The following is a 1,182-nucleotide window of genomic DNA, read 5'->3' on the forward strand; positions in this document are numbered from 1 at the left end:
GAGCCGGCCCGGGCGGACGTCGGCCTTGTGGCGCAGCCCGACCAGGTCGAGCTGGCGCAGGGCCGTCTCGGTCGCCGCTTCCCGGGTCAGGCCCTTGAGCTTGCGCAGGGGGAGTGTGAGGTTGCGCAGGACGCTCATGTGCGGGAAGAGGTTGAACTGCTGGAACACCATGCCGACTTGGCGGCGCAGTCGGTCGGGGTCGCGGCGCAGCACGCTCTCGCCGTCGAGCAGGACGTCGCCGCGGTCGGGCTCGACCAGGCGGTTGACGGCGCGCAGCAGCGTGGACTTGCCGGAGCCGGACGGGCCGATGACGCAGAGGGTGTGCCCCCTCGGGACGTCGAGGTCGACGCCGCGCAGGACGGGGTTGCCGCCGAGCGACAGGTGGAGGTCGCGGGTCGCCAGGCTGACCGGGGAGAACGCGGGGGCCGGGGTGGGTCGTTCGTCAGGCACGGGTGGCTCCCTCGGGGACGGGCAGTGGCTTGGGGAGGTCTTCCCCGGCGGGCGCCTGCTCGACGACCTTGCGTCCGTTCCGCAGGCGGCGGTCGATCACGTTGACCAGGTGGGTCAGCGGCACGGTGAGCAGCAGGTAGAACAGCCCGGCGAGGACGAGCGCGGACTCGTTGCCCGTGGTCGCGGCGGCGTCCTGGCCGATGCGGAACAGGTCGCGCTGCCCGGCGGTGAGCCCGAGGAAGTAGATCAGGCTGGAGTCCTTGATGAGCGCGATGAGCTGGTTGACCCAGGCCGGAAGCACGCGCCTGATCCCGAGCGGGACGATGATCAGCCGCATGGCGGCGGCGTACCGGAAGCCGAGCGCCCGGGCGGCCTCCAGCTGGCCCGCCTCGACGCTCTGGATGCCCGAGCGGAAGATCTCGCCGAAGTAGGCGGCGGCGATCAGCGAGAGCGCGAGGATCCCCAGCGGGTACGGGTCGGGCCCCCAGATCGCGAGGCCCTGCGGAGCCAGCCCGACGCCGATCAGCAGGATGGTGACGGCGGCGGGCAGGCCGCGGAACACATCGGTGTAGGCGCGGGCCGGCCATCGCAGCCAGCGGGTCCCGGAGATCCCGGCCACGGCCAGGAGCAGGCCGAGCAGGGTGCCGATGGCGGCCGAAGTCGTCGCGAGGATCAGCGTGTTGGGTACGCCGGTCGTGAGCAGGTCGGAGATCGCCGCGCGCATCGATCCCC

At 72.5% G+C, this 1,182-nt stretch carries 2 protein-coding genes; both read right to left on the reverse strand.

All coding sequences use genetic code 11. The features are described from left to right. Window positions 1-450: ATP-binding cassette domain-containing protein (locus tag AB0O00_RS40510; RefSeq protein ID WP_363659662.1), on the reverse strand; the 450-nt coding region annotated here is incomplete at its 3' end. Continuing rightward, window positions 443-1,174: an amino acid ABC transporter permease gene (locus AB0O00_RS40515; RefSeq protein ID WP_363659663.1), complete on the reverse strand. Its 732-nt coding sequence runs from the start codon at window positions 1,172-1,174 to the stop codon at window positions 443-445. The genes AB0O00_RS40510 and AB0O00_RS40515, both read right to left, overlap by 8 nt. Between the last annotated feature and the right edge of the window lie 8 nt (window positions 1,175-1,182).

The organism is Kitasatospora sp. NPDC093558, from assembly GCF_040683475.1.
GTDB lineage: Bacteria > Actinomycetota > Actinomycetes > Streptomycetales > Streptomycetaceae > Kitasatospora.

Bases quoted from the DNA above. Each gene is read 5' to 3' on its own strand.
- AB0O00_RS40515 (WP_363659663.1), bottom strand. From the start codon at position 1,174: ATGCGCGCGGCGATCTCCGACCTGCTCACGACCGGCGTACCCAACACG.